Below are 18,448 nucleotides of genomic sequence, written 5' to 3' on the forward strand. Positions count from 1 at the left end.
GAATTAGAAAATCTGGCAGAGGATTTCGCCGCCGACATTCTGTTCGCGTGCTTCGTGATCGGCCATCACGCCCTTCGGCGTCGAAAGGATGGCGATGCCGAGGCCGTTGGCGACGTGCGGGATCGACTTGGCCGAAACGTAAACGCGGCGGCCAGGCTTCGAGACGCGGGCGATTTCGCGCACGACCGGAGCACCGTCGAAATACTTCAGCTCGATTTCGATTTCGGACTTGCCGTTGTCGAAGTCGGTCTGGCTGTAGTCGCGGATATAGCCTTCAGCCTTCAGCACGTCGAGGACGCGGGTACGCAGGCGCGACGCCGGCGTCGAAACGCTCGACTTCTTACGGCCATACGCGTTGCGGATGCGGGTCAGCATATCGCCGAGAGGATCGCTCAATGACATGTTATGTCCTCCTTACCAGCTCGACTTGACCAGGCCCGGGATCTGGCCGTTATTGCCGAGATCACGAAGCGCGATGCGCGATACTTTGAGCTTGCGATAATAGGCGCGCGGACGGCCGGTAACTTCGCAGCGGTTGCGGATGCGGATCTTGGCCGAGTTGCGCGGCAGGGCAGCAAGCTTCAGCTGAGCGCGGAAACGCTCTTCCATCGGCTTGGACTGGTCCATGATGATCGCCTTGAGCGCTGCGCGCTTGGGACCGTACTGGTCGGCAAGCTTGCGGCGCCTGTTGTTCTTCTCGACTGAGCTGGTCTTTGCCATTTCAGATTTTTCCTTTTCTCGCTGCCGTTACTGGCGGAAGGGGAAGTTGAAGGCCTTGAGCAATGCCCTGGCTTCGTCGTCCGTCTTCGCAGTCGTACAAACGATGACGTCCATGCCCCAGATCTGATCAACCTTGTCGTAGTTGATCTCCGGGAACACGATGTGTTCCTTGATGCCCATGGCGTAGTTGCCACGGCCATCGAAGCTCTTCGGATTCAGTCCGCGAAAGTCGCGGACGCGCGGCAGTGCGATGTTCACGAGACGGTCGAGGAACTCGTACATGCGTTCCTTGCGCAGCGTGACCTTGGCGCCGATCGGCATCTTCTCGCGGACCTTGAAGCCGGCGATCGAATTACGGGCGCGGGTGACGACGGCCTTCTGGCCGGCGATCATCGCCAGGTCTTCGGCCGCGATCGAAGGCTTCTTCGAATCCGCGGTCGCTTCGCCGACGCCCATGTTCAGCACGATCTTGTCGATGCGCGGAACCTGCATCTCGTTCTCGTAGCCGAACTGCTCCTGCAGCGCCTTGCGGATGGTCTCGTTGTAGACCTGCTTGAGGCGCGGCGTGTTCTGGGCCTTGGACTGTTTGCTTTCAGCCTTGGGCTTCGTGGTTTGAGCCTTAGCCATTGATGACTTCTCCCGAGCGCTTGGCGACGCGCACCTTCTTGCCGTCCTTCTGGAAGATGAAGCCGACGCGGGTCGGCTTGCCATCCTTGGGGTCGGCGAGCGCGATGTTCGACAGCTGGATCGGCGCTTCCTTGGTGATGATCCCGCCCTCTTGGGACTGGGACTGCTTCTGGTGACGACGGATCATGTTGACGCCGCGCACCAGCGCGGTGTCTTCCTTCGGCTGAACCGAGAGGACTTCGCCCGAACGGCCCTTGTCCTTGCCGGCCAGCACGACGACCTTGTCGCCTTTTCTAATCTTTTGCATTGGTCCGGCTCCTTACAGCACTTCAGGCGCGAGCGAGATGATCTTCATGTGGTTCTTGGCGCGGAGTTCGCGCGGAACCGGTCCGAAGATACGCGTGCCGATCGGCTCTTTCTTGTTGTCGACGAGAACGGCCGCGTTCTTGTCGAAACGGATCACGCTGCCGTCCGGGCGGCGGATGTCCTTGGCCGTGCGAACCACGACCGCCTTCATCACATCGCCCTTCTTAACGCGGCCGCGCGGAATGGCTTCCTTGATCGACACCACGATGATGTCGCCTACGGAAGCGTATTTCCGCTTCGAGCCGCCCAGCACCTTGATGCACATGACACGACGGGCGCCGGAATTATCCGCGACGTCGAGGTTTGTTTGCATCTGAATCATGACTGGCCGCCTTCTTCTCTTCTAACGGGACGGGCTCAAAGCCCCTCCCCGGTCTGTCCAAAATTCGGTTTGTTACGCCTGGTCCGAAGACACGACGATCCAGCGCTTGTCCTTGGAAATCGGCTTCGATTCCTGGATGAACACCTGATCGCCGACCTTGTGGGCGTTGTTCTCGTCGTGCGCCTTGTACTTCTTGGTCATGCGCACGGTCTTCTTCATCACGGGATGCGTGAAGCGCCGTTCGACCTTGACGACTACCGTCTTCTCGTTCTTGTCGCTGACGACAGTGCCCTGCAGAATGCGCTTTGGCATGATTTTCGTCCTTAAGCCTTCTTGGCCGCGGACTTTTCCGCAGCGATGGTCTTGATACGCGCAATGTCCTTGCGAACCTGCCGCACGCGCGCGGTCTTCTCGAGCTGGCCGGTGGCCTTCTGGAAGCGCAGGTTGAACTGCTCCTTCTTCAGGCTGGCCAGATCGTCGGTCAGCTGGTCCTGGGTCTTCGTCCGGATGTCTTCGGCTTTCATGATCAGCCCGTCCTTATTCTGCGATGCGCTGTACGAAGCGCGTCCTGACCGAGAGCTTGGCCGCGCCGAGACGCAGCGCCTCACGGGCGGTTTCTTCGTTGACGCCGTCGATCTCGAACATGATGCGGCCCGGCTTGACGCGCGCCGCCCAGTAATCGACAGCGCCCTTGCCCTTGCCCATGCGCACTTCGGTCGGCTTCGACGTCACCGGCACATCAGGGAAAATACGGATCCACACGCGGCCGGCACGCTTCATCTCACGAGTGATCGCGCGGCGGGCCGCCTCGATCTCACGCGCGGTGACGCGGTTCGGCTCCAGCGCCTTCAGCCCGAAACCACCGAAATCCAGGTTGGTGCCGCCCTTTGCGGTACCATGGATACGGCCCTTGAACTGCTTGCGGAACTTTGTGCGCTTTGGCTGCAGCATCGTTCTAACTCCAAATTCCTAAATAATCAGGCGTTTTCGCGACGACGACCGCGTTCGCGATCACCACCACCGCCATGCGCAGCATCACCCTCGGTCGCGCGACGCTCCGAAGCCATCGGATCGTGCTCGAGGATTTCGCCCTTGAACACCCAGACCTTGACGCCGCAGATGCCGTAAGCCGTATGCGCTTCGGCCGTGCCATAGTCGACATCGGCGCGCAGCGTATGCAGCGGCACGCGGCCTTCGCGGTACCATTCCATGCGCGCAATCTCGGCGCCGCCGAGACGGCCGGCGCAGTTGATGCGGATGCCTTCGGCGCCCAGGCGCATGGCCGACTGAACGGCGCGCTTCATGGCGCGGCGGAACGCGATACGACGCTCGAGCTGCTGGGCGATCGACTGGGCGACCAGGGTCGCGTCGATTTCCGGCTTGCGCACTTCAACGATGTTCAAGTGCGTCTCGGACTTCGTCATCTCCATCAGCTTCTTGCGAAGCTTCTCGATGTCGGCGCCCTTCTTGCCGATGATCAGACCCGGACGCGCCGCATGGATGGTGACGCGGCACTTCTTGTGCGGACGCTCGATCACGACCTTGGAGATCGCAGCCTGCTTGAGTTCCTTCTCAAGATACTTGCGGATCTTGATGTCCTCATGCAGCAGCTTGCCGTACTCGCCGGTGTTCGCGAACCAGCGCGAATCCCAGGTGCGGTTGATGCCGAGGCGCAGACCGATCGGATTGACTTTCTGACCCATTATGCGGCCTCCCCTTTTTCTTCGACTTCACGAACGACGATCGTGAGGTGCGAGAACGGCTTCTCGATACGGCTGGCGCGACCGCGGCCACGAGCATGGAACCGCTTCATGACGATCGACTTGCCGACATAGGCTTCCGCCACGATCAGCGCATCGACGTCGAGGTCGTGGTTGTTTTCCGCGTTGGCGATCGCCGATTCCAGCGTCTTCTTGACCGTGCCGGAAATCCGCTTGGCCGAGAATTCGAGGTCGGAAAGCGCTGTCGCGACCTTCTTGCCGCGGATCAGCGCGGCAACCAGGTTCAGCTTCTGCGGGCTGATACGGATCGTGCGCAGAACGGCGCGCGCTTCGTTGTCAGCAAGCCTGCGCGGAGCTTTGGCCTTGCCCATGATTATTTCCTCTTCGCCTTCTTATCCGCGCCGTGACCGTAATAGGTCCGGGTCGGAGCGAATTCACCGAACTTGTGACCGACCATGTCCTCGTTCACCGAGACGGGAACATGCTTCTGGCCGTTATAGACACCGAAGGTGAAGCCGACGAACTGCGGCAGGATGGTGGAGCGACGGCTCCACATCTTGATCACCTCATTGCGACCACCTTCACGAACCTTGTCCACCTTCTTGAGAAGGTAGCCGTCGATGAAGGGGCCTTTCCAAATAGAACGAGTCACTTGGCGTTACCTCTTCTTAGCTCTTGCGCTGATGGCGCGAGCGCAGGATGAACTTGTCGGTCGCCTTGTTGGACCGCGTCTTCTTGCCCTTGGTCGGCTTGCCCCACGGGCTGACCGGATGACGGCCACCGGAGGTGCGGCCTTCACCACCGCCATGCGGATGGTCGACCGGGTTCATGGTCACGCCGCGATTGTGCGGGCGCTTGCCGCGCCAGACCGTGCGGCCGGCCTTGCCGTCGTTGATGTTGCCGTGGTCGGGGTTCGACACGGCGCCGACGGTGGCCATGCAGGAGCCGTGAACGACACGCTGCTCGCCCGAGTTGAGGCGCAGGATCGCCATGCCCTGATCGCGACCGACCAGCTGGCCGTAGCCACCTGCCGAGCGGGCAACCTGGGCGCCCTTGCCCGGCTTCAGCTCGATGTTGTGGACGATCGTGCCGACCGGCATCGAGGCCAGCGGCATCGCATTGCCCGGCTTCACGTCGACCGATTCACCGGCCACGATCTTGTCGCCGGCGGCAAGGCGCTGCGGAGCGATGATGTAGGACAGCTCGCCATCGTCATACTTGATCAGCGCGATGAAGGCGGTGCGGTTCGGATCGTATTCAATGCGCTCGACCGTGCCGACGACGTCGAACTTGCGGCGCTTGAAGTCGATGATGCGGTACGAACGCTTGTGACCGCCGCCGATGAAGCGGGCCGTGATGCGGCCGTGATTGTTGCGGCCGCCCGACTTCGTCAGGCCTTCGGTCAGGCCCTTGACGGGCTTGCCCTTGTAGAGGCCCGAGCGGTCGACGATGACCAACTGGCGGGTGCTCGGCGTTACCGGGTTGAATTTTTTAAGTGCCATTGTCCTGTCCTCGCGGCCTAGCTCAGAGACCCGTCGCGACGTCGATCGACTGGCCGTCGGCCAGCGTCACGATCGCCTTCTTGACGTCGCTCTGGCGGCCGATCGTGCCGCGGAAGCGCTTGATCTTGCCCTTGCGGACAAGCGTGTTCACGGCCGTAACCTTGACGCCAAACAGCGCTTCGACAGCGGCCTTGATTTCCGGCTTCGACGCCTTCTTGGCGACGTTGAAAACAACCTGGTTGTTCTCGGAAGCCATGGTCGACTTTTCGGTGATCGCCGGCGAGACGATCACGTCGTAATGACGGAGGTCGGTCATTTAAAGCGCTCCTCGAGAGCCTCGACGGCGGCCTTCGAAAGGACCAGCGTGCCGCGGCGCAGAATGTCGTAGACGTTGATGCCCTGGATGGGCAGCACGTCGATGTTCGGGATGTTGGTCGCCGCCAGCTTGAAGTTCTGGTCAAGCTCGGCACCGCCAATCACCAAGGCATTGGTCAGGCCCAGCGTCGCGAAATTCGCGATCAGCGCCTTCGTCTTGGCCTCGGTCAGCTTCAGCTCGTCGATGATGATGATCGACGCGCTCTTGGCCTTGGCCGAGAGAGCATGCCGCAAGCCCAGAGCGCGCACCTTCTTCGGCAGATCGTGCTCGTGGCTGCGAACGACCGGGCCGTGGGCCTTGCCGCCGCCGCGGAACTGCGGAGCGCGTGCCGAATGGTGACGGGCGCGGCCCGTACCCTTCTGCTTGTACATCTTGGCGCCGGTGCGCGCGATTTCGGCGCGGCCCTTGGCCTTGTGCGTGCCCTGCTGCCGTTTGGCCAGCTGCCAGCGCACGACGCGCTGCAGGATGTCCTCGCGCGGATCAAGGCCGAAAATCTCCTCGGAGAGTTTCACCTTGCCGGCGTCCTTGCCGCCAAGCGTTGTGATCTTGAGATCCATTATTCTGCTCCCTCTGCGGCCGGAGCCTCGTTCTTGGCGCCACTCTCGGCGGCAACGGCGCGGATCGCGGCAGGCTTCGGCGCATTGGCCGGCAGTGCCACCTTGGCCGCATCGCGGACCAGGATCCAGGCGCCCTTCGATCCGGGAACCGCACCGCGGATCAGGATCAGGCCGCGATCGGCGTCGGTCGAAACGATCTCGACATTCTGTGTGGTGACGCGGGTGTCGCCCATGTGGCCAGCCATATGCTTGCCCTTGAACACTTTGCCCGGATCCTGACGCTGGCCGGTCGAACCGTGCGTACGGTGCGAAACCGAGTTACCGTGCGTCGCGCGGCCACCACCCATGTGGTGGCGCTTGATGACGCCCTGGAAACCCTTGCCGATCGTCGTGCCCGTCACATCGACCTTCTGGCCGGCGACGAAGTGCTCGACGGTGATCTCGGCGCCGACATCGATCATGTTGTCGGCGGAGACGCGGAACTCGGCGACCTTCGCCTTCGGCTCGACGGAAGCGGTCGCGAAATGGCCGCGCATCGCCTTCGACGTGTTCTTCACCTTGGCAAGGCCAACGCCGAGCTGGACGGCGGTATAGCCGTTCTTCTCCTGCGTGCGCTGAGCCACGACCTGGCAGTTCTCCATCTGGAGAACGGTGACGGGAACATGTTCCCCGGCATCATTATAGATGCGGGTCATTCCCACCTTCTTTGCAATCACACCTGAACGCATCGGTTCAATTCCTTTAGAGTTCCGGGCCAGGGGCACCGCCCCTTACCGCGCTCTCATTCCCTTAGAGCTTGATCTCGACGTCGACACCGGCGGCCAGATCGAGCTTCATCAAAGCATCGACCGTCTGCGGGGTCGGATCGACGATGTCGAGCAGACGCTTGTGCGTGCGCATCTCGAACTGCTCGCGGCTCTTCTTGTCGACGTGAGGCGACCGGTTGACCGTGAACTTTTCGATCCGCGTCGGCAGCGGAATGGGGCCGCGGACGTTTGCTCCGGTGCGCTTGGCCGTCGACACGATTTCTTTCGTCGAGGCGTCGAGCACGCGGTGATCAAACGCCTTCAGGCGGATGCGGATATTCTGTCCGTTCATGCGTCACTTCCTTGTTCTGGCGCGGCGCGGGCAAATCCTGCGCCCGCGACAGATCGGTTTAAGTCTAAATTACTCTTTGATGGTGACGACGATGCCGGCACCGACGGTGCGGCCGCCTTCACGGATGGCGAAGCGCAGCTTCTCTTCCATGGCGATCGGCACGATCAGCTCGACATCGACCGTGATGTTGTCGCCGGGCATAACCATTTCCGTGCCTTCCGGCAGCGACACGATGCCGGTCACGTCGGTCGTGCGGAAGTAGAACTGCGGACGGTAGTTGGTGAAGAACGGCGTGTGACGGCCACCTTCGTCCTTGGTCAGGATGTAGGCTTCGGCCACGAACTTCTTGTGCGGCTTCACCGTACCGGGCTTGGCCAGAACCTGGCCGCGCTCGACGCCTTCACGATCAACGCCGCGCAGCAGCGCGCCGATGTTGTCGCCAGCCTGGCCCTGATCGAGCAGCTTGCGGAACATCTCGACGCCCGTGCAGGTCGTCTTGGTCGTCGGACGGATGCCGATGATTTCCAGTTCCTCGCCGACCTTGACGATGCCGCGCTCGACGCGGCCGGTCACGACCGTGCCACGGCCCGAGATCGAGAACACGTCTTCGATCGGCATGAGGAACGGCTTGTCCAGCGGACGAACCGGCGTCGGGATGTAAGCATCGACCGCAGCCATCAGCTCGCGGATCGCGTCTTCGCCGATGGTCTTGTTGGAGTCTTCCAGAGCAGCCAGCGCCGAACCCTTGACGATCGGAATGTCGTCGCCGGGGAACTCGTTCTTCGACAGAAGCTCGCGAACCTCGAGCTCGACCAGTTCGAGCAGCTCGGCATCGTCGACCTGGTCGACCTTGTTCAGGAACACCACGATCGACGGCACGCCGACCTGACGGGCAAGCAGGATGTGCTCGCGGGTCTGCGGCATCGGGCCGTCGGCGGCCGACACGACCAGGATCGCGCCGTCCATCTGCGCAGCACCGGTGATCATGTTCTTCACATAGTCGGCGTGGCCGGGGCAGTCGACATGGGCGTAGTGGCGCGCTGCCGTCTCGTATTCGACGTGCGCCGTCGAAATCGTGATGCCGCGGGCCTTCTCTTCGGGCGCCGCATCGATCTGGTCGTAGCGCTTGTACTCGCCAAAATACTTCGTGATCGCCGCCGTCAGCGACGTCTTGCCATGATCGACGTGGCCAATCGTGCCAATGTTCACATGAGGCTTGTTACGCTCGAATTTACCTTTTGCCATGTGATGTCTCCAATCTGCTCGCCCGTACGGGCCTTGAATTAAGTTACCGATGCAACCCGTTCAGGTTACGCGTATTTCTTCTGGACTTCCTGGGCGACCGCGGTCGGCACAGGCTCATAGTGATCGAACTGCATCGTGTAGGCCGCGCGGCCCTGGCTCATCGAGCGCAGGTTGTCGACGTACTTGAACATGTTGGCCAGCGGCACCATCGCGTTGATGACGACAGCCACGCCGCGAGCTTCCTGGCCCTGGATCTGGCCACGACGGCCGTTCAGGTCGCCGATGACGCTGCCGACGTAGTCTTCCGGGGTCACGACTTCGACCTTCATGATCGGCTCGAGCAGCTGCACGCCAAGCTTGGGTGCGGCTTCACGGAAGCAGGCGCGGCCGGCGATTTCGAACGCCAGGACGCTGGAGTCCACATCGTGGTAAGCGCCGTCGATAAGCGTCGCCTTGACGCCGATCATCGGGAAGCCCGCGAACGGACCCGACGACATGACGCTGTTGATGCCCTTTTCGACACCCGGGATGTATTCCTTGGGAACCGCACCGCCGACGATCTTGGTCTCGAACTCGAACTCCGAGCTTTCCGGGTTCGGTTCGAACACGATCTTGACGCGAGCGAACTGACCGGTACCGCCGGTCTGCTTCTTGTGGGTGTAGTCCTGCTCGTGTCTGCGGGTGATGGTCTCGCGGTAAGCCACCTGCGGCGCGCCGACATTGGCCTCGACCTTGAACTCGCGGCGCATGCGGTCGACGATGATGTCGAGGTGAAGCTCGCCCATGCCCGAAATGATGGTCTGGCCGCTTTCCTCGTCGGTCTTGACGCGGAAGGACGGATCCTCGGCGGCCAGGCGGTGAAGGGCGAGGCCCATCTTTTCCTGGTCGTTCTTGGTCTTCGGCTCGATGGCGATCTGGATGACCGGATCGGGGAATTCCATGCGCTCGAGGATGACCGGGTGCAGCGGATCGCTGAGCGTGTCGCCGGTGGTCGTGTCCTTGAGGCCAGCCAGAGCGACGATGTCGCCGGCAAAGGCTTCTTCGACGTCGGCGCGCGAATTCGCATGCATCTGCAGCATGCGGCCGATGCGCTCTTTCTTGCCCTTGACGGTGTTGTCGACCGAGATGCCCTTGGTCAGCTTGCCCGAATAGATGCGGGCAAAGGTCAGTGAGCCGACGAACGGGTCGTTCATGATCTTGAAGGCCAGCATCGACAGCGGCTCGTTGTCGTCGGCATGACGCTCGATCTCGGCGTCGGTCTTGGCGTCGACGCCCTTGATGGCGGGAACATCGGCCGGCGACGGCAGGTATTCGACGACTGCGTCGAGCAGCGGCTGCACGCCCTTGTTCTTGAAGGCCGAGCCACAGAACATCGGGTAGAACTTGACCGCGATGGTGCCCTTGCGGATCAGCGCGCGGATCTCGTCATTCGACGGCATCTTGCCTTCGAGGTAATTCTCGAGTGCCGTCTCGTCCATTTCGACAGCGGCTTCGATCATCTTCTCGCGGTATTCTTCGGCGCGAGCCTGCAGGTCGGCCGGGATCTCGACGACGTCCCAGGCAGCGCCCAGCGTCTCGTCGCGCCAGACCAGCGCGTTCATCTCGACGAGATCGACGACACCCTTGAACTCGGTCTCGGCGCCGATCGGCAGCTGCATGACGACGGCATGCGCACCAAGACGCGAGCCGATCATCTCGACCGAGCGGTAGAAGTCGGCGCCGATCTTGTCCATCTTGTTGCAGAAGATCATGCGCGGAACTTTATACTTGTCGGCCTGGCGCCAGACGGTTTCCGTCTGCGGCTCAACACCGGCATTGGCATCGAGCAGCGCAATGGCGCCGTCGAGCACGCGCAGCGAACGCTCGACCTCGATGGTGAAGTCGACGTGTCCGGGAGTGTCGATGATGTTGAAGCGGTACATCTTGCCGCTGCGACCCTTCCAGAAGGTCGTGGTGGCGGCGGACGTGATCGTGATGCCGCGCTCCTGCTCCTGCTCCATCCAATCCATGGTGGCAGCGCCGTCGTGGACTTCGCCGATCTTGTGCGACTTGCCCGTGTAATAGAGGACGCGCTCGGTGGTCGTCGTCTTGCCGGCGTCAATATGCGCCATGATACCGAAATTGCGGTAGTCTTCGATTTTGTATTCGCGGGCCATCGTGGATGCCTTCTCAGTCTCGTTCGCGCTTTACCAGCGGTAGTGCGCGAAAGCGCGGTTGGCTTCTGCCATCTTGTGGGTGTCTTCACGCTTCTTCACGGCGGTGCCGCGGTTATTGGCCGCGTCCATCAGCTCGCCGGAGAGGCGGTCGACCATGGTGGTCTCGTTGCGGTTGCGCGCAGCTGCAATCAGCCAGCGGATCGCCAGGGCCTGGCGGCGCTCGGGGCGCACATCGACCGGAACCTGGTAGGTAGCGCCGCCGACGCGGCGCGACCGGACTTCCACATGCGGCGCGACATTGTCGAGCGCCTGATGGAAGACGGTGACCGGCTCCTGCTTGGTCTTCGACTGAACCTGGTCGAGCGCACCGTAGACGATGGTCTCGGCAACCGACTTCTTGCCGTCATACATGACGGCGTTCATGAACTTGGTGACGATCAGATCGCCGAACTTCGGGTCCGGATTGATCTCACGCTTTTCTGCACTGTGACGACGCGACATGGCTTTTGTCTCTCAATCTCGTAGCCCGACGCATTCAAGCAGCGCCAGGGCCGGAAAATCTTACTTCGGACGCTTAGCGCCGTACTTCGAACGGCGCTGCTTGCGGTTCTTCACGCCCTGCGTGTCGAGCACGCCGCGGATGATGTGGTAGCGCACGCCCGGAAGATCCTTTACGCGGCCGCCGCGGATCATGACCACGGAGTGTTCCTGAAGGTTGTGGCCTTCGCCGGGGATGTAGCCGATCACTTCAAAGCCGTTGGTCAGGCGGATCTTGGCCACCTTGCGCAGTGCCGAGTTCGGCTTCTTCGGCGTCGTTGTATAGACGCGCGTGCAGACGCCCCGCTTCTGCGGGTTCTGCTGCATGGCCGGGACCTTGTTGCGCTTCACCGGCGCAATGCGCGGCTTGCGGATCAGCTGGTTGACGGTAGGCATTAAACCCTCTTGTCTCTCAATTCCGTGTCTCGCCCGGTCAGGGCCGCTCAAAGCGCCAATTCCATACGCAAATTCGGGCCATAAACCGCGCCTCGCGGTCCTGCCCGAACAAAATGCAGAGGAAGCGGGAACCGCTTCATGCGCGCCGGAAATGTCTTTTCGCTCGTAAAACGAACCCTGTTTGAGGCAAACTCCAAAGCGTGTCGCTTCGGAAGGGAGAGCCTCACATCGGTTCTGACTGGGCGGCTTCTACTCGCAAGACCGTGAACCGTCAACCCCGGCACGCCAAATATTGCGCGCTGACGACGGCTTGGCAGCCATGCGAAAAACGCATGTAATTTTCTTTCTTCGTTTTGCAAGGCAGAGGAAGAAAGTGACCGGGGCAGACAAGAAAGTGACCGGCTTTTGGCTGTCATGCGCGGGTTCTTCATGGCAAAAGGCGCCATGGACAGCCCAAAACCCCTCGCCCGCCCCCGTCTCAAGAGGAATCAGCCCGTGAACGACAATGAGGAACGCCCGGTCACCATCGTCACCGGCCGGGTCTGGAAAAAGAAGGGCGGCAAGCCGGAAGGCGTCCATGTGATGCTGGTTGCGCCCGACGACGATTCGGCCGTGCGCCGGGTGCTCGAATCGCTTGCGGCCGAAGGCTATGCCGAGGTCGAGCTCGACCAGATCGGCGATATGGACGGCGAACCCGACGAGGAGCCGCATCTGTCAGCCTTTCAGGGTGCGCTCGAAGGCGAAGTGTCGATCGTTACGTTCGAGGTTCCGCTCTGAGCGTGGCCGGCTGCTTGCGCCTGTCACCGCGCCGGCTTGCCCGGCACCGGTTCTCTGCTAAGAACCGAGCGACTTAACCAGCCAAATTCGAATCCGCGGAGTTCCCATGCCCTCGAACAATGGTCCCATCAAGCTCGGCATCGTCGGCGTCGGCAAGATCGTGCGCGACCAGCATCTGCCGGCAGTGGCCAAGGATGCGGACTACCGCCTCATCGCCGCCGCCAGCCGGCACGGCAAGGTGGACGGCATCCCGAATTTTCCGACCATTGAGGCGATGCTCGACGCGGTGCCGGAACTCGAGGCCGTGTCGCTGTGCATGCCGCCGCAGTTCCGCTACGACGCGGCACGCACGGCGCTGATTGCGAAGAAGCATGTTTTCCTGGAGAAGCCGCCGGGCGCCACTGTCAGTGAGGTCGAGGACCTGAAGCGGCTGGCGGCAGCCAATGGCGTCTCACTGTTCGCCAGCTGGCATTCGCGCTACGCGCCGGCGGTGGAAGCCGCGCGTGCCTTCCTGGCGTCGGCCAAGGTCAACTCGGCCGCCATCCTCTGGAAGGAAGATGTCCGCCGCTGGCATCCGAACCAGGATTGGATCTGGGCGCCGGGCGGCTTCGGTGTCTTCGATCCCGGCATCAACGCACTGTCGATCGCAACCCACATCCTGCCGGCGATGTTCATCACCTCGGCCGTCCTCGACTTCCCGGAAAACCGCGCCTCGCCTGTGGCGGCCCACGTGACCTTCCGTACCTCGGATGGGTTGCCGGTGACCATGGAGCTCGACTGGCTGCAGACGGGACCACAGAGCTGGGACATCCTGGCCGACACCGACAAGGGCAAGATGGTGCTGTCCGGCGGCGGCACCAAGCTCGCCATCGACGGCAAGGTGGTTCACGACGAGCCGGAAGCCGAATATCCCCAGCTTTACCGGCGCTTCGCTGAAATCGTACCCGCCGGCGTCTCCGATGTCGATTTGGCACCCCTGCAGCACGTGGCCGACGCCTTCATGCTCGGCAAGCGCAATGTGGTGGAAGCGTTCTTCGATTGAGCGATGAGTTCTGCCGGACCGCAGTCCGGACACTCATCATGCAGCCTTACTCGACGATTGCAATCGCAAACCCGTCATAGCCTTTGGCGCCGACGGTCTGGATGGCGGTGCCGTCCAGGCGCTTGTCGCCGCCGATGAAGGAAAACGCACCGCGTGCGCCTTCGACATACGCGTCACGGCCATCGTCGTTGAGCACGGTGCCGTCGCGGATGACGTTGTCGCAGATGATGACCGTCCCCGGCCGCGACAGGCGCATGGCCCATGACAGATAATTCGGATTGTTCGGCTTGTCGGCGTCGATGAAGATCAGATCGAACGGACCGGCATTTTCGGCAGCCAGCGTCTCAAGCGACTGAAGCGCGGGGCCGATCCTGAGCTCGACCTTGTCCGGCACCCCTGCCCGCTCGAGATTCGAGTGCGCGACTTTTGCATGATGCGGCTCGAGTTCGAGCGTCACGATCTTGCCGCCGACGGGCAATCCCCTTGCCATCCAGATGGTCGAGTAGCCGCCAAGCGTGCCGATCTCCAGCACCTTCCTGGCGCCGCTGATGCGGACCAGCAGCGACAGCAGCTTGCCCTGCGCCGGCGATACGTCGATGGCCGGCAGGCCCTGGTCGCGGTTGGCCGCAAGCACCGCTTCGAGGATGGGATCTGCTTCGAAGAGAGAGGAAACGATGTAGTCGTCGACGTCAGTCCAAACCTTCTTGCTCATGTTTTCCTCGATTCGATTGGGGGTCAAAACGCGAAAAGGGGCCACTGGGGCCCCCTTCCTTCTTCTCGTCCTACCGCGCTTACTGCGCGGCGTTGACCATGTCGGTCAGCATCGGCTCGGCGACCTCGACACCGGAGGCCTTGCGGCGCTCGTCGATGATCAGTTCGTCGCGCGAGGTGGCGATGCGCCGGATCTGGCTCATCGTGCCGCCGGTACCGGCCGGGATCAGCCGGCCGACGATGACGTTTTCCTTCAGGCCCTGCAGCATGTCGGTCTTGCCGGCAACCGCAGCTTCGGTCAGCACCCTGGTCGTCTCCTGGAAGGAGGCGGCCGAGATGAAGGAAGGCGTCTGCAGCGAGGCCTTGGTTATGCCCAGCAGCACTGGCTGGCCTTCGGCCGGCTTCTTGCCGTCCTCGACCAGGCGCTCGTTGACCTCTTCCAGTTCGATCACGTCGACGTGGTCGCCCGGAATGTAGGTCGAGTCGCCCTGCACCGTGATCTCGACCTTCTGCAGCATCTGGCGAACGATCACCTCGATATGCTTGTCGTTGATCGACACGCCCTGCAGACGGTAGACTTCCTGGATTTCGTTCACGAGGTAGGAAGCAAGTGCTTCCACGCCCTTGATCGCCAGGATGTCGTGCGGCGCCGGATTGCCGTCGAGGATGTAGTCGCCCTTCTCGATGACGTCGCCGTCCTGGAGATGGAACGGCTTGCCCTTCGGGATCAGGTATTCGACCGGCTCAAGCGTCGAGTCATGCGGCTCGATGATGATGCGGCGCTTGTTCTTGTAGTCGCGGCCGAAGCGGATCGTGCCATCGATCTCGGCGATAATGGCGTGATCCTTCGGACGACGTGCCTCGAACAGTTCGGCAACACGCGGCAGACCGCCGGTGATGTCCTTGGTCTTGGCGCTTTCCATTGGGATACGCGCCAAAACGTCGCCGGGACGAACCTGCGAACCCGGCTCGACCGAAAGAATGGCCTCTACCGAGAGCAGGAAGCGGGCGTCGCCGCCCTTCGACAGCTTGCCGACCTTGCCCTTGGGGTCAAGGATGGCGATCGCCGGCTTGAGGTCGTTGCCGCGTGGCGTCGAGCGCCAGTCGATGACCTCGCGCTTGGTGATGCCGGTCGATTCGTCGGCCGTTTCCTGAACGGAAATGCCGTCGACCAGATCCTCGTACGACACCTTGCCCTCGATTTCGGTAAGGACAGGGCGGGTATAGGGATCCCACTCGGCGATACGCTGGCCGCGCTTCACCTTGTCGCCATCGTCCACGAAGATGCGCGAACCATAGGTAAGGCGATGCGAGGCACGCTCCTTGCCGGCTTCGTCGAGGATCAGCACCGCCATGTTGCGGCCCATGACCATCTGCTGGCCGTCCGAGTTGCGCACCACGTTGCGGTTGCGGATCTCGACCTTGCCCTCATACGAGGCTTCAAGGAACGAGCTGTCCACTACCTGCGCCGTACCGCCCATGTGGAAGGTACGCATGGTGAGCTGGGTCCCCGGCTCGCCGATCGACTGCGCCGCGATAACGCCGACGGCTTCGCCCTGGTTGACCGGGGTGCCGCGGGCAAGATCGCGTCCGTAGCAGACCGCACAGACGCCGATCCTGACCTCGCAGGTCAGTGCCGAGCGAATGCGGACCGACTGCACGCCGGCCTTTTCGATCTTTTCCACGTCACGTTCGTCCATCAGCGTTCCGGCCTTGACCAGAACCTCGCCCGAAACCGGATGCGTGATGTCGTCGAGCGAGGTGCGGCCCAGCACGCGCTGACCGACCGAAGCGACGACCTGACCGGCATCGACGATCGGCTGCATGGTGAGGCCCTTGTCGGTGCCGCAATCCACGGAGTTGACGATGCAGTCCTGCGCCACGTCGACCAGACGACGGGTGAGGTAACCCGAGTTCGCCGTCTTCAAGGCGGTGTCGGCCAGACCCTTGCGGGCGCCGTGGGTCGAGTTGAAGTACTCGAGCACGGTCAGGCCTTCCTTGAAGTTCGAGATGATCGGCGTCTCGATGATTTCACCCGAGGGCTTTGCCATCAGGCCGCGCATGCCGGCGAGCTGACGCATCTGGGTGGGCGAACCACGCGCACCCGAATGCGACATCATGTAGATCGAGTTCATCGGCTTTTGACGGCCACTGTCCTCGAACTCGACGGCCTTGATGCGGGCCATCATCTCGTCGGCGACCTTTTCCGAGCACTTCGCCCAGGCGTCGACGACCTTGTTGTACTTCTCGCCCTGCGTGATCAGGCCGTCATTGTACTGCTGTTCGTACTCCTTGGCCAAAGCCTCGGTGTCGGAAACCAGCTTGATCTTGGCGTCCGGGATCAGCATGTCGTCCTTGCCGAACGAAATGCCGGCGCGGCAGGCGTGGCTGAAGCCGAGGGCCATGATGCGGTCGCAGAAAATGACCGTCTCCTTCTGACCGCAGTGGCGGTAGACGGTGTCGATCATCTTGGAGATGTTCTTCTTGGTCATCTCCTGGTTGGCCGTCTCGTAAGGCACATTGACGTTCTTCGGCAGCAGCTCGCCGATGATCATGCGGCCAGGCGTGGTGTCGTAGATTTTCGACACGACCTTGCCTTCGGCGTCGACCGTGCGGAAACGACCCTTGATCTTGGAGTGCAGCGTCACCGCCTTGGTCTCGAGCGCGTGCTGGAGTTCGCCCATGTCGGCAAACACCATGCCTTCGCCCGGCTCGTTCTGATTGACGATCGAGAGATAGTAGAGACCCAGGACCATGTCCTGCGACGGCACGATGATCGGCGCGCCGGAAGCCGGGTGCAGGATGTTGTTGGTCGACATCATCAGCACGCGGGCTTCAAGCTGCGCTTCCAACGAGAGCGGCACGTGAACGGCCATCTGGTCGCCGTCGAAGTCGGCGTTGAAGGCCGTGCAGACCAACGGATGCAGCTGGATCGCCTTGCCTTCGATCAGGATCGGCTCGAACGCCTGGATGCCGAGGCGGTGCAGCGTCGGCGCACGGTTCAGCAGCACCGGATGCTCGCGAATGACCTCGTCGAGGATATCCCAGACTTCCGGACGCTCCTTCTCGACCAGCTTCTTGGCCTGCTTGACGGTCGAGGAGAACCCCTTGGCGTCGAGGCGGGCGTAGATGAACGGCTTGAACAGTTCGAGCGCCATCTTCTTCGGCAGGCCGCATTGGTGCAGCTTGAGCTCCGGACCGGTGACGATGACCGAACGGCCCGAATAGTCGACGCGCTTGCCGAGCAGGTTCTGGCGGAACCGGCCCTGCTTGCCCTTCAACATGTCGGACAGCGACTTCAGCGGACGCTTGTTGGCGCCGGTGATGACGCGGCCGCGACGGCCGTTGTCGAACAGCGCATCGACGGCTTCCTGCAGCATGCGCTTTTCATTGCGCACGATGATGCCGGGCGCGCGCAGCTCGATCAGCCGCTTCAGGCGGTTGTTGCGGTTGATGACGCGGCGATAGAGATCGTTCAGGTCGGACGTCGCGAAACGTCCACCATCCAGAGGAACCAGCGGGCGCAGGTCCGGCGGGATCACCGGAACCACCTTCATGATCATCCATTCCGGACGGTTGCCGGACTCCATGAAGTTCTCGACGACCTTGAGCCGCTTCAGATACTTCTTCTGCTTCAGCTCGGACGTGGTCGAAGCCAGTTCCGAACGCAGATCGCCGGCGATCTTCTCCAGGTCCATGCCGGCCAGAAGGTCATGAATGGCCTCGGCGCCGATCATGGCGGTGAACGAATCCTCGCCATACTCGTCGACGGCGATCATGTACTCTTCCTCGCTGAGCAGCTGGTGCTCCTTCAGCGCGGTTAGGCCAGGCTCGGTGACGATGTAGTTCTCGAAGTAGAGGACGCGCTCGATGTCCTTCAGGGTCATGTCGAGCAGCGTGCCGATGCGCGACGGCAGCGACTTCAGGAACCAGATGTGAGCGACAGGTGCCGCCAGCTCGATGTGGCCCATGCGCTCGCGGCGAACGCGCGACAGCGTGACTTCGACGCCGCACTTTTCGCAGATGACGCCCTTGTACTTCATGCGCTTGTACTTGCCGCACAGGCATTCATAGTCCTTGATCGGGCCAAAAATGCGCGCGCAGAACAGACCGTCACGCTCCGGCTTGAAGGTGCGGTAGTTGATGGTCTCCGGCTTCTTAATCTCGCCGAACGACCAGGACAGAATCTTCTCAGGGCTGGCGAGCGATATCCGGATGGAATCGAACACCTGCGCCGGCGCCTGCGGATTGAAGAGATTCATGACCTCTTGGTTCATGCCGTTCTCCTTTTCGGG

Annotated in this window: 24 protein-coding genes; 2 read left to right on the forward strand and 22 right to left on the reverse strand. The window is 61.9% G+C overall.

Going from position 1 to position 18,448, the window contains the following annotated elements:
• Nucleotides 1–3: 3 nt before the first annotated feature.
• The 20 genes from rpsH to rpsL form a co-directional block, all read right to left on the reverse strand.
• Entirely contained in the window at nt 4–402 is a 399-nt protein-coding gene (gene rpsH / locus NKK52_RS10830; protein ID WP_006205453.1) for a 30S ribosomal protein S8, read from the reverse strand.
• A gap of 12 nt (nt 403–414) precedes the next feature.
• Nucleotides 415–720 carry a 30S ribosomal protein S14 gene (rpsN, locus tag NKK52_RS10835; protein WP_010909282.1) on the reverse strand — a complete coding sequence of 102 codons (306 nt, stop codon included), beginning with the start codon at nt 718–720 and terminating at the stop codon, nt 415–417.
• 27 nt (nt 721–747) lie between these two features.
• On the reverse strand, nt 748–1,347 hold the full coding sequence (rplE, locus tag NKK52_RS10840; protein WP_023672755.1) for a 50S ribosomal protein L5: 600 nt from the start codon (nt 1,345–1,347) through the stop codon (nt 748–750).
• Nucleotides 1,340–1,654, reverse strand: a complete 315-nt coding sequence (rplX, locus tag NKK52_RS10845; RefSeq protein ID WP_013531428.1) for a 50S ribosomal protein L24 — start codon at nt 1,652–1,654, stop codon at nt 1,340–1,342. The genes rplE and rplX overlap by 8 nt, the downstream gene beginning before the upstream one ends.
• 12 nt (nt 1,655–1,666) lie before the next feature.
• Entirely contained in the window at nt 1,667–2,035 is a 369-nt protein-coding gene (gene rplN / locus NKK52_RS10850; protein WP_006205457.1) for a 50S ribosomal protein L14, read from the reverse strand.
• 72 nt (nt 2,036–2,107) lie between these two features.
• Entirely contained in the window at nt 2,108–2,347 is a 240-nt protein-coding gene (gene rpsQ, locus NKK52_RS10855; protein WP_010909280.1) for a 30S ribosomal protein S17, read from the reverse strand.
• A gap of 11 nt (nt 2,348–2,358) precedes the next feature.
• The gene (rpmC, locus tag NKK52_RS10860; protein ID WP_006205459.1) at nt 2,359–2,559 is read right to left on the reverse strand and encodes a 50S ribosomal protein L29; all 201 of its coding nucleotides are present in this window, start codon (nt 2,557–2,559) and stop codon (nt 2,359–2,361) included.
• Between the two features lie 13 nt (nt 2,560–2,572).
• Nucleotides 2,573–2,986, reverse strand: a complete 414-nt coding sequence (rplP, locus tag NKK52_RS10865; protein ID WP_006205460.1) for a 50S ribosomal protein L16 — start codon at nt 2,984–2,986, stop codon at nt 2,573–2,575.
• 26 nt (nt 2,987–3,012) lie between these two features.
• A complete protein-coding gene (rpsC, locus tag NKK52_RS10870) occupies nt 3,013–3,738 on the reverse strand; it encodes a 30S ribosomal protein S3 (protein WP_023672753.1) in 726 nt (241 codons plus the stop codon).
• On the reverse strand, nt 3,738–4,127 hold the full coding sequence (gene rplV / locus NKK52_RS10875) for a 50S ribosomal protein L22 (RefSeq protein WP_006205462.1): 390 nt from the start codon (nt 4,125–4,127) through the stop codon (nt 3,738–3,740). Before rplV ends, rpsC begins: the two co-directional genes overlap by 1 nt.
• 2 nt (nt 4,128–4,129) lie before the next feature.
• Nucleotides 4,130–4,408, reverse strand: coding sequence for a 30S ribosomal protein S19 (rpsS, locus tag NKK52_RS10880; RefSeq protein WP_006205463.1), 279 nt, complete (start codon nt 4,406–4,408; stop codon nt 4,130–4,132).
• Nucleotides 4,409–4,424: 16 nt separating this feature from the next.
• The gene (gene rplB, locus NKK52_RS10885; RefSeq protein ID WP_023706515.1) at nt 4,425–5,258 is read right to left on the reverse strand and encodes a 50S ribosomal protein L2; all 834 of its coding nucleotides are present in this window, start codon (nt 5,256–5,258) and stop codon (nt 4,425–4,427) included.
• 22 nt (nt 5,259–5,280) lie between these two features.
• Entirely contained in the window at nt 5,281–5,574 is a 294-nt protein-coding gene (locus NKK52_RS10890; protein ID WP_023672751.1) for a 50S ribosomal protein L23, read from the reverse strand.
• Complete coding sequence (gene rplD, locus NKK52_RS10895) at nt 5,571–6,191, reverse strand: 50S ribosomal protein L4 (protein WP_023672750.1); 621 nt, start codon at nt 6,189–6,191, stop codon at nt 5,571–5,573. The genes NKK52_RS10890 and rplD overlap by 4 nt, the downstream gene beginning before the upstream one ends.
• Nucleotides 6,191–6,919 (reverse strand): 50S ribosomal protein L3, encoded by a 729-nt coding sequence (gene rplC, locus NKK52_RS10900; RefSeq protein ID WP_023682606.1) that lies wholly within the window; start codon nt 6,917–6,919, stop codon nt 6,191–6,193. Before rplC ends, rplD begins: the two co-directional genes overlap by 1 nt.
• Before the next feature lie 61 nt (nt 6,920–6,980).
• On the reverse strand, nt 6,981–7,289 hold the full coding sequence (rpsJ, locus tag NKK52_RS10905; protein WP_010909272.1) for a 30S ribosomal protein S10: 309 nt from the start codon (nt 7,287–7,289) through the stop codon (nt 6,981–6,983).
• Nucleotides 7,290–7,358: 69 nt separating this feature from the next.
• Nucleotides 7,359–8,534: an elongation factor Tu gene (gene tuf / locus NKK52_RS10910; RefSeq protein WP_023723394.1), complete on the reverse strand. Its 1,176-nt coding sequence runs from the start codon at nt 8,532–8,534 to the stop codon at nt 7,359–7,361.
• A 65-nt stretch (nt 8,535–8,599) separates the two neighbouring features.
• A complete protein-coding gene (gene fusA / locus NKK52_RS10915; protein WP_023667430.1) occupies nt 8,600–10,690 on the reverse strand; it encodes an elongation factor G in 2,091 nt (696 codons plus the stop codon).
• A gap of 30 nt (nt 10,691–10,720) precedes the next feature.
• Nucleotides 10,721–11,191: a 30S ribosomal protein S7 gene (gene rpsG / locus NKK52_RS10920; RefSeq protein ID WP_008875664.1), complete on the reverse strand. Its 471-nt coding sequence runs from the start codon at nt 11,189–11,191 to the stop codon at nt 10,721–10,723.
• Between the two features lie 60 nt (nt 11,192–11,251).
• Entirely contained in the window at nt 11,252–11,623 is a 372-nt protein-coding gene (rpsL, locus tag NKK52_RS10925; protein ID WP_006333356.1) for a 30S ribosomal protein S12, read from the reverse strand.
• A 495-nt stretch (nt 11,624–12,118) separates the two neighbouring features.
• Between rpsL and NKK52_RS10930 the strand changes: the two genes are divergently transcribed.
• The gene (locus NKK52_RS10930; RefSeq protein ID WP_023686022.1) at nt 12,119–12,400 is read left to right on the forward strand and encodes a hypothetical protein; all 282 of its coding nucleotides are present in this window, start codon (nt 12,119–12,121) and stop codon (nt 12,398–12,400) included.
• Nucleotides 12,401–12,506: 106 nt separating this feature from the next.
• On the forward strand, nt 12,507–13,442 hold the full coding sequence (locus tag NKK52_RS10935; protein WP_023686023.1) for a Gfo/Idh/MocA family protein: 936 nt from the start codon (nt 12,507–12,509) through the stop codon (nt 13,440–13,442).
• A 46-nt stretch (nt 13,443–13,488) separates the two neighbouring features.
• On the opposite strand, the gene NKK52_RS10940 is transcribed toward NKK52_RS10935, so the two are convergent.
• Both NKK52_RS10940 and rpoC read right to left on the reverse strand, forming a co-directional pair.
• The gene (locus tag NKK52_RS10940; RefSeq protein WP_023667433.1) at nt 13,489–14,154 is read right to left on the reverse strand and encodes an O-methyltransferase; all 666 of its coding nucleotides are present in this window, start codon (nt 14,152–14,154) and stop codon (nt 13,489–13,491) included.
• Nucleotides 14,155–14,233: 79 nt separating this feature from the next.
• The gene (gene rpoC, locus NKK52_RS10945; RefSeq protein WP_023667434.1) at nt 14,234–18,430 is read right to left on the reverse strand and encodes a DNA-directed RNA polymerase subunit beta'; all 4,197 of its coding nucleotides are present in this window, start codon (nt 18,428–18,430) and stop codon (nt 14,234–14,236) included.
• Nucleotides 18,431–18,448 lie beyond the last annotated feature (18 nt).

The sequence above is a fragment of the Mesorhizobium sp. C277A genome, assembly GCF_040324395.1.
Lineage (GTDB): Bacteria > Pseudomonadota > Alphaproteobacteria > Rhizobiales > Rhizobiaceae > Mesorhizobium.

What these genes read in the sequence shown, in the direction of transcription:
- rpmC (WP_006205459.1), bottom strand. Translation starts at nt 2,559, where the DNA reads ATGAAAGCCGAAGACATCCGGACGAAGACCCAGGACCAGCTGACCGAC.
- fusA (WP_023667430.1), bottom strand. Translation starts at nt 10,690, where the DNA reads ATGGCCCGCGAATACAAAATCGAAGACTACCGCAATTTCGGTATCATG.
- rpoC (WP_023667434.1), bottom strand. Translation starts at nt 18,430, where the DNA reads ATGAACCAAGAGGTCATGAATCTCTTCAATCCGCAGGCGCCGGCGCAG.
- rpsL (WP_006333356.1), bottom strand. Translation starts at nt 11,623, where the DNA reads ATGCCTACCGTCAACCAGCTGATCCGCAAGCCGCGCATTGCGCCGGTG.
- rplX (WP_013531428.1), bottom strand. Translation starts at nt 1,654, where the DNA reads ATGCAAAAGATTAGAAAAGGCGACAAGGTCGTCGTGCTGGCCGGCAAG.
- rplD (WP_023672750.1), bottom strand. Translation starts at nt 6,191, where the DNA reads ATGGATCTCAAGATCACAACGCTTGGCGGCAAGGACGCCGGCAAGGTG.
- rpsC (WP_023672753.1), bottom strand. Translation starts at nt 3,738, where the DNA reads ATGGGTCAGAAAGTCAATCCGATCGGTCTGCGCCTCGGCATCAACCGC.
- rpsQ (WP_010909280.1), bottom strand. Translation starts at nt 2,347, where the DNA reads ATGCCAAAGCGCATTCTGCAGGGCACTGTCGTCAGCGACAAGAACGAG.
- NKK52_RS10890 (WP_023672751.1), bottom strand. Translation starts at nt 5,574, where the DNA reads ATGACCGACCTCCGTCATTACGACGTGATCGTCTCGCCGGCGATCACC.
- NKK52_RS10940 (WP_023667433.1), bottom strand. Translation starts at nt 14,154, where the DNA reads ATGAGCAAGAAGGTTTGGACTGACGTCGACGACTACATCGTTTCCTCT.
- rplN (WP_006205457.1), bottom strand. Translation starts at nt 2,035, where the DNA reads ATGATTCAGATGCAAACAAACCTCGACGTCGCGGATAATTCCGGCGCC.
- rpsG (WP_008875664.1), bottom strand. Translation starts at nt 11,191, where the DNA reads ATGTCGCGTCGTCACAGTGCAGAAAAGCGTGAGATCAATCCGGACCCG.
- rplV (WP_006205462.1), bottom strand. Translation starts at nt 4,127, where the DNA reads ATGGGCAAGGCCAAAGCTCCGCGCAGGCTTGCTGACAACGAAGCGCGC.
- rplC (WP_023682606.1), bottom strand. Translation starts at nt 6,919, where the DNA reads ATGCGTTCAGGTGTGATTGCAAAGAAGGTGGGAATGACCCGCATCTAT.
- tuf (WP_023723394.1), bottom strand. Translation starts at nt 8,534, where the DNA reads ATGGCAAAAGGTAAATTCGAGCGTAACAAGCCTCATGTGAACATTGGC.
- rpsN (WP_010909282.1), bottom strand. Translation starts at nt 720, where the DNA reads ATGGCAAAGACCAGCTCAGTCGAGAAGAACAACAGGCGCCGCAAGCTT.
- rplE (WP_023672755.1), bottom strand. Translation starts at nt 1,347, where the DNA reads ATGGCTAAGGCTCAAACCACGAAGCCCAAGGCTGAAAGCAAACAGTCC.
- rplP (WP_006205460.1), bottom strand. Translation starts at nt 2,986, where the DNA reads ATGCTGCAGCCAAAGCGCACAAAGTTCCGCAAGCAGTTCAAGGGCCGT.
- rpsH (WP_006205453.1), bottom strand. Translation starts at nt 402, where the DNA reads ATGTCATTGAGCGATCCTCTCGGCGATATGCTGACCCGCATCCGCAAC.
- rpsJ (WP_010909272.1), bottom strand. Translation starts at nt 7,289, where the DNA reads ATGAACGGACAGAATATCCGCATCCGCCTGAAGGCGTTTGATCACCGC.
- rplB (WP_023706515.1), bottom strand. Translation starts at nt 5,258, where the DNA reads ATGGCACTTAAAAAATTCAACCCGGTAACGCCGAGCACCCGCCAGTTG.
- NKK52_RS10935 (WP_023686023.1), top strand. Translation starts at nt 12,507, where the DNA reads ATGCCCTCGAACAATGGTCCCATCAAGCTCGGCATCGTCGGCGTCGGC.